This is a genomic window from Actinomyces sp. ICM39, from assembly GCF_000282935.1.
Classification (GTDB): domain Bacteria; phylum Actinomycetota; class Actinomycetes; order Actinomycetales; family Actinomycetaceae; genus Pauljensenia; species Pauljensenia odontolytica_B.
This window is the reverse complement of sequence record NZ_ALCB01000085.1, coordinates 1-6,494: the sequence shown is the minus strand read 5'-3', so window position 1 is coordinate 6,494 and position 6,494 is coordinate 1. Positions and strand designations below refer to the sequence as shown.

General features: G+C 63.0%; 8 protein-coding genes. 3 read left to right on the top strand and 5 right to left on the bottom strand.

Annotated features, from left to right (window positions below; all coding sequences use genetic code 11):
* Positions 1 to 181: 181 nt before the first annotated feature.
* From HMPREF1137_RS05525 to HMPREF1137_RS05515, 3 genes are all read right to left on the bottom strand, one after another.
* The gene (locus HMPREF1137_RS05525) at positions 182 to 859 is read right to left on the bottom strand and encodes a potassium channel family protein (protein WP_003792081.1); all 678 of its coding nucleotides are present in this window, start codon (positions 857 to 859) and stop codon (positions 182 to 184) included.
* Positions 860 to 1,135: 276 nt separating this feature from the next.
* On the bottom strand, positions 1,136 to 2,107 hold the full coding sequence (locus HMPREF1137_RS10510) for a hypothetical protein (protein WP_231284030.1): 972 nt from the start codon (positions 2,105 to 2,107) through the stop codon (positions 1,136 to 1,138).
* Positions 2,108 to 2,971: 864 nt separating this feature from the next.
* Complete coding sequence (locus tag HMPREF1137_RS05515; RefSeq protein ID WP_007589806.1) at positions 2,972 to 4,534, bottom strand: TrkH family potassium uptake protein; 1,563 nt, start codon at positions 4,532 to 4,534, stop codon at positions 2,972 to 2,974.
* A 142-nt stretch (positions 4,535 to 4,676) separates the two neighbouring features.
* Between HMPREF1137_RS05515 and HMPREF1137_RS05510 the strand changes: the two genes are divergently transcribed.
* The 3 genes from HMPREF1137_RS05510 to HMPREF1137_RS05505 all read left to right on the top strand — a co-directional run bounded on the left by HMPREF1137_RS05510 (position 4,677) and on the right by HMPREF1137_RS05505 (position 5,811).
* Complete coding sequence (locus tag HMPREF1137_RS05510; protein ID WP_003792089.1) at positions 4,677 to 4,895, top strand: helix-turn-helix domain-containing protein; 219 nt, start codon at positions 4,677 to 4,679, stop codon at positions 4,893 to 4,895.
* A gap of 84 nt (positions 4,896 to 4,979) precedes the next feature.
* Positions 4,980 to 5,078, top strand: coding sequence for a 30S ribosomal protein bS22 (locus HMPREF1137_RS10000; protein WP_003792170.1), 99 nt, complete (start codon positions 4,980 to 4,982; stop codon positions 5,076 to 5,078).
* A 64-nt stretch (positions 5,079 to 5,142) separates the two neighbouring features.
* Positions 5,143 to 5,811 carry a histidine phosphatase family protein gene (locus HMPREF1137_RS05505; protein ID WP_007589805.1) on the top strand — a complete coding sequence of 223 codons (669 nt, stop codon included), beginning with the start codon at positions 5,143 to 5,145 and terminating at the stop codon, positions 5,809 to 5,811.
* Between the two features lie 30 nt (positions 5,812 to 5,841).
* Here HMPREF1137_RS05505 and HMPREF1137_RS05500 read toward each other — a convergent pair whose 3' ends face one another.
* Both HMPREF1137_RS05500 and HMPREF1137_RS09775 read right to left on the bottom strand, forming a co-directional pair.
* A complete protein-coding gene (locus HMPREF1137_RS05500) occupies positions 5,842 to 6,234 on the bottom strand; it encodes a hypothetical protein (RefSeq protein ID WP_007589809.1) in 393 nt (130 codons plus the stop codon).
* A gap of 41 nt (positions 6,235 to 6,275) precedes the next feature.
* Positions 6,276 to 6,494, bottom strand: a 219-nt coding sequence (locus HMPREF1137_RS09775; protein WP_007589804.1) for a PfkB family carbohydrate kinase, incomplete at its 5' end; no start/stop codon positions are given.

Here is a 6,494-nt window from a genome sequence, read left to right as displayed (position 1 = left end):
GGTCATGCATCTGCGTCGGGTTGACGCTTCGTCTGCTGCGGGCTTCCTTGTCGATGCTGGCCTCCATCGGCCGTGGTCCAGCGTGCGCGCATACCTGCCCCGTCCTCGTCGAAATCCTGAAGCATTGGCCTAGGGCGCTGCAACACGCATCCGGCGTCGCACTCCGGGCCTCGACGAAGTACTACGGACGGTTCGCGAAGTACTCCAGCAGGTGCGAGTCGCCCGATACGATAATCTCGTCGTCGGCGTTAATGCGCGTCGACGAGTCCGCGTACTCAAAGCGCTGCTTGGGACGGCGGATCGCCAGCACGTTCACGCCGTAACGGCCGCGCAGGTCGAGCTCTTCGAGGGAGAAGCCGCGCACCTCCTGCGGGGGGCGCAGCTTCATAATGGAGAAGCCGTCCTTCTCCATCTCGATGTAGTCGACCATGCGGCCACCCACCAGGTGCGCCGTGCGCTTGCCGGCGTCCAGGTCGGGGTAGACGACGTGGTGGGCGCCCACGCGGCGCAGAATGCGGCCGTGCTGGGAGGACGTCGCCTTCACCCAGATCGAGGAAATGCCCATGTCGACGAGGTTTGCGGTGATGAGCACCGCCGCCTCCAGCGAGGAACCCACGCCGACGACGGCGCTGCGGAACTCGCGCGCGCCCAGCTGTTCGAGGGCATCCTTGGAGGTCGCGTCGGCCTCGACGAGGGGGAAACGACCGGCGAACGCCTGCACGCGTGCAGGGTTCTTTTCGACGGCCAAAATCTCGTACCCCAGCTGGTCTTGCGTCACCGCGACTGCGGAGCCGAAACGGCCCAGCCCGATGACGAGTGTTCCCGACTGGAGTTCCTTCGACTCGCGTTCATCTGCCATGCCCCCATTCTTCCCTGCGCACGCCCCCAACGCGAACGCTGCGGCCGTGAACGCAGTGGTGTTTGCGGTGTCCGTGCCTGGAAGTGCTGGCTAGCGTGACGGCGCCTCCGTGCAGCTCGTGGAGCGCAAGGGTGTGGCACGGATGCATTGCCTGACGCGCGAGAAGATGGTGGAAGGCGTTTTCGAGGAGGCTGTCTCTGCAAGGTTCGTCGCGGTACCGGTGTCGGTATCTGGTCGGTGCGCGTGAAACACGCGTGAAACATCGCGGCTCGGTTGTTAACGTCCTACCTTCGCGCGGATGGCGACCAGAACCTGGGCGACGATCTCGTCGACGAGTTTCAGGTCCGACCAACGAACCCGAATCACTTTCCAGCCCGCGCGTTCGAGATCCCTTTGGCGACGCTGCTCGGCCTCAATGCTGTCGTGGACTTGATCGACGGTCTCCCCGTACTTGATGCGCCCATCGAACTCGATGGCGATCTTCAGGTCGGGCAGTGCGATATCGATGAAGTACGTGCGGCCGTCAATGCGGACTTCTGCCTGTGTCGCTAACCCATTGATGCCCGCGCGCAGCAAAGCGAGGAGGACCAGGGCCTCGCCGGGAGACTCGCATCCAGGATCAGCATGGTCGATGATCCATCGGGCGTGCCCGCGTCCTCTGGCGTTACGGGGAGTGTCATCCAAGGCCTGGTGAAACTTCCTCCGTGCCTCATCCTCGCGGTTTCGCGATGCTTCCTGGTGGAAACGATCAAACTGGCATGCCCTGGCTAAACCTGCGCAGGCGATGGGGAATCCACGCTTGTCGCTCAATAGGCGTGCGCAATCAACGAGAACGCGTGCCGGTGTCGCGATGCGGAAGCCCAAGTATTCGATGGAGGGAATGGGATGGCTTGGACGGCACGTGCGAATACACGCGGAGGGGATGCGGATATTGTCATCAATGACAATTTCAGGGAAATGAACGAGACGCGAACAACTTCGGGAAGGGACGTAGATGACGAGCTTCTCGAGGCTGCCCGTGCCCGGTAGACCGAGCAGAGATGCAATGGCTGGTCCGCTCAATGTGTAGGACGGGTGGCGCACACTCAGCGCACACAGGCGTGCAGCGAATACGAGTGCTTGGCAGTCGCGCGGGTTCAGGTCTGCAAACGCCTCTGCTTCGATATAAACGCCTGCCGTAATGCGCAGAATGTCACCGGTCTTATGCCTTCTGTGGAGGCAGACAGCGGTGTTGTTCTCATCAACCATGAGAAGGGCAGATCGTACAGACGCAATGCGATCAGGTGTCATGTCAGGACCTCCAGCTGGAAACCGTCGTTGCTTCGCTGGTTCCACTGTCGATGGTGCATCCTTCACGGCGCAAGCCTGCGAATCATGCCTGTGGATAACTGAGTTGGTTTTGGTGTCTGTGGAAAACTCGCTTATGTTCCGTGCGTCATTGGGTTTCCTGGTCTTGCCAAGCGGGTTGTTCCGAAAGGATGTGTGTCGTGAAACGGTGTCGAGACGGGGAATGAAATTTTGATCGCCCCTGCTCCGCAGGATATCGAGGTGCCGACAGGAAAATGAAATATTTTTCGCCCACATGAGCTGAAAATGACTCATTTTGCTCCGTTTTCTCGCTGCATGGGCGGTTTTTCTTTCACATAGGTGTGAGTTGGGGCGAATGTGGGTGGTTTTTCTTTCACATAGGTGTGAGTTGGGGTGAGTGTGGGCGATTTTTCTTTCAATGAGGGGTTGCCCCTCGACCAGAGTCATGCACTATGCGGGTGGTCGGCGCCTGTGTCGCTGCCTAGCGTTAGCGCGAGGGAAGAAGACAGCTGAGCCGGTGAAGTTGTGTCCTTGTCAGACATAGGGTGCTGTGGATAATGCGACGATGGCGCACACGGTGTTGCCCTCGTTAGCGCGATAGACCTTCAATTTGGAGGAGTGGGCGCAGTAATGGTGCCTTCAGTGCCGGGTACTGGTTAGTTTGTGCCGTGGTTGAAACTGGTGGGCCGTTGTTGGGTGCCTTGCTGGCCGAGTTTTGTACCGGTTGGGCGGGAAAGGTGTGTGCTGGCCACGGCACCGCGCCACAACAAAGCCCGCAGCCGCGACGGTGCCAGGCGCCAGCAATTAGCCGATGATGGGCTGTTCTTCGGGCATGCGGATGACGCGGGAGCGCTGGCGCAGGGCCAGTGCTGCGGCCACGGTCATGGAGCCTGTGCGGCCCGCGAACATGAGGAAGATGAGCACGTATTTGGCGCCGGTGGGCAGAATGGGGGTGATGCCCGTGGAGAGGCCGACGGTCGCAAACGCGGACACGGTCTCAAACAGGATGATGTCGAGCGTGTAGTCCGTCATCGACAGGAGCAGGACAACGGAGACGGCGACAAGTGCCAGGCCCAGCAAGGACACGGCAACCGACAGGCGGATTGCGGAGGTGGGGATGCGGCGGCCGAAGGTCTCGATGTCGCGGTCGCCTCGCGCCTCCGCGATGACGGCCAGGACGAGGACAGCAAAGGTTGTGACCTTGACGCCGCCCGCGGTCGACGCGGAGCCGCCGCCGATCATCATGAGGATGTCCTGAACGAAGTGGGTCTGCGAACGCATGGCGCCCACGTCGAGGGCGGACAGGCCAGAAGAACGGGAGTTCACGCCGGCGAGCATGGCGTTGAGGATCTTTGATGGCGTATCGATCGCGCCGAGTGTTGTCGGGTTGTGCCATTCGGTGAGGGCCAGCGCGAGGGCTCCGACGAAAGCCAGGATCAGGTAGGTGGACAGCGTCAGCTTCGTGTGGAGACGCCAGCGGCGGGGAGTACGCAAGTTCTTCGCGACATCCATGATGACGGGGAAGCCGATGGCGCCCACGGTCGTGCCCAAGATGATGGGGACCAGCATCCACCAGTCGGTGACGTGGGGTGCGAGCCCGTCCGGAAGAATGACGAAACCGGCATTGTTGAAGACGGAGATCGCCATGAACACGGCGTCCCACAGGGCGTGCGCGGGGTCGAAGCCCATGGCGAGGAATCGGGGCAGGAACATGGCGGCCAGGAAGGCCTGCATGGTCAGCGACGTGGCGATGACTGCTTTGAGGAGCGTGGAGATCTGGCCCATGGCGCCCGTTCCGGTTTCCTGCGTGGCAAGCATGCGCTGGGTGAGGCCGAGGTGGCGGGAGACGGCGAAGCCGAGGATCGATGCCAGCGTCATGACGCCCAGGCCGCCGACGACGATGCCGACTGCGATGACGGCTTGGCCAAAGGGGGACCAGTAGGTCGCGGTGTCCACGGTGGTCAGGCCGGTGACGCACACGGCGGACACGGCGGTGAACAGAACGTCGACGAAGGGGGCGGGCGTGTCCGACGAAGAGGAGATTGGCAACATCAGGAGTGCCGTGATGACGCCGATGATGAGCGCGAAGGTGCCGAGTGCGAGGCGTGCGGGTGAGTAGCGTGCCTGCTTGGACAGCCAGGCGCGTACGCGCTGTACGGCTGTGGTGGGCACCTCGCCGTGTGGGTTCTGGGGGCCTCCGGGAACGCGGCGGACGACGGGGGAGGGTTGGGGGCTGAGGGTTTCCTCTGAGATCGCGGGGGACGAGGCCGTGGCTCGTCCGCGCACCAGGGAGCGTGTTGCGCCGGGTTCGGGACGTAAGCGAGGTGTCTTCCCTCGCTGCTGACGACCCTTGCGTGCCGGTGCCATCGATGCTCCTTAACGACTCTGCAACAAAAGTGGACAAAGTTGCAGTTTCCATGTGGTTGGGCAGTAGTATATTTCGTGAGGCTACGTAAGCGGTGAACGAATCGGGTTTAGCGCGCCTCGCGAGCATATCTGGGAGTCATTAATGGAACAGCAGTCGGCGCCGCGCTTTATGACTGTCACGGAAGTGGCGGACATCATGCGCGTCTCTAAGATGACTGTGTACCGCTTGATTCACAGTGGCGAAATGCCCGCGATTCGCGTCGGAAAGAGCTTCCGAGTCCCGGAGGCCGCGGTCGCCCAGATGATCCAGGCCGGTATGGCGGATCACTCTGGTGACCAGGCTCGCGTCATTGGCGGGTAGTATAGGCACGATGTGCCCGGCTCGGGCACCCATCATCCATCAGCGGTAGTACCTCTGCCGCACACACTACGAGGGAGGAACCCCATGGGCTCCGTCATCAAGAAGCGCCGCAAGCGCATGGCGAAGAAGAAGCACCGCAAGCTCCTGCGCAAGACGCGTCACCAGCGTCGCAACAAGAAGTGAGCGAGCGGAGGCCCGGCCATTTGGTCGGGCCTCTCGTGTATCCGGGGCCCTATACTTGGGTGTCATGGAACGCACCATTATTCACGTTATGCGCCACGGCGAAGTGGACAATCCGAACGGTGTTTTGTACGGGCGTCTGCCCGGTTTTGGGCTGACGGAGCTGGGGCATTCGATGGCTGCCCGTGCTGCGGAGTATCTGGTGGATTCGGGTGCGGATATTACGCGCGTGATTTCTTCGCCGCTGCTGCGCGCGCAGCTGACGGCGGCGCCGACGGCGGCGGCGTACGGGTTGACGATTGAGTCGGACCCGCGTCTGATCGAGTCCGATAACGTGTTCGAGGGCATGCCGGTGAACTCGAATCGCGCGATGTTGGCAAACCCGAAGTACTACAAGTACTACTGCAACCCGCTGCGTCCCTCGTGGGGTGAGCCGTACCGAGATATTGCGTCGCGCATGAGCGCTGCCCTCTCCTCGGCCCTGCGGGCGGCCCGTGGGCACGAGGCTCTCGTCGTGTCGCACCAGAACCCGATCGTGACGCTGACGCGCTTCGTGAACGGTCAGCCGCTCGCCCACGCGCCGAAGTCACGTCACTGCGCGCTCGCGTCGATCACGTCGTTCATTTTCTCGGGCGCGACGCTCGTGGGAACGTCGTATGCGGAGCCTGCGGCGGATCTCGTCGCGATTGCGAAGGATATGACGCCGGGGGACTCGCAGGCGGATCTGCGCCGCTGACGTGATTGTTGTGGGCGGCGACGCCTTCCCTTAGTTCGCCTCGTCGCCCGAGGCCTCGGTGGGGTCGGTCCCCTCATCCTCGGAGCGCTTGCGGCGTTCCTGCTCGAGGCGCTCTTCCTCGCGGCGCTTGCGCTGAATGTCGCGCTCGAGGCGGAACAGGAATTCCGGGTCGTCGTCGGGCGCGGAGGGGCGCTTCGGGGCCTCGGCCTGCTTCTGCTGAGCCTTTTCCGCGCGGGACACCCAGCGCAGGACGAGCCAGGCGATGGGGCCGATGGCGGCGATCGTCGCGGTGAAGAGAATGATCATGAGCCAGATGGGCTTGGCGATCTTGCCGGGCATCTCGTCTTCGGGCGTGCGGTGCCAGTCCGCGGCCGCGTAGATGGTGACGGCGAGCATTGCGACGACAAGGGCGATCCTGAGCATGCCCCTAGTCTACGGGGGTGTGCCTGCTCACGCTGGGGCGTTCACTCCGGGAGCAAACGGGGGAGTCGGGAGCGTGTGACGCGGGGGAGTGACGTGTACGAGGGCGCGGCCCCCGGCGCGAGGACCGCCGTCGATCCGGCCCGGATTCCGTCGGCCACGGCCTCGACGAAGGGCTTGCCGAGGGCCATCGCGGCCGCCAGCGCGCCCACGCAGGCGTCCCCAGCCCCGGTGGTATCCACGGCCTCGCCGAGGGTGAGGGC

Bases quoted from the DNA above. Each gene is read 5' to 3' on its own strand.
- HMPREF1137_RS05505 (WP_007589805.1), top strand. From the start codon at position 5,143: ATGGAACGCACCATTATTCACGTTATGCGCCACGGCGAAGTGGACAAT.
- HMPREF1137_RS05510 (WP_003792089.1), top strand. From the start codon at position 4,677: ATGGAACAGCAGTCGGCGCCGCGCTTTATGACTGTCACGGAAGTGGCG.
- HMPREF1137_RS10510 (WP_231284030.1), bottom strand. From the start codon at position 2,107: ATGGTTGATGAGAACAACACCGCTGTCTGCCTCCACAGAAGGCATAAG.
- HMPREF1137_RS05500 (WP_007589809.1), bottom strand. From the start codon at position 6,234: ATGCTCAGGATCGCCCTTGTCGTCGCAATGCTCGCCGTCACCATCTAC.
- HMPREF1137_RS05525 (WP_003792081.1), bottom strand. From the start codon at position 859: ATGGCAGATGAACGCGAGTCGAAGGAACTCCAGTCGGGAACACTCGTC.
- HMPREF1137_RS10000 (WP_003792170.1), top strand. From the start codon at position 4,980: ATGGGCTCCGTCATCAAGAAGCGCCGCAAGCGCATGGCGAAGAAGAAG.
- HMPREF1137_RS05515 (WP_007589806.1), bottom strand. From the start codon at position 4,534: ATGGCACCGGCACGCAAGGGTCGTCAGCAGCGAGGGAAGACACCTCGC.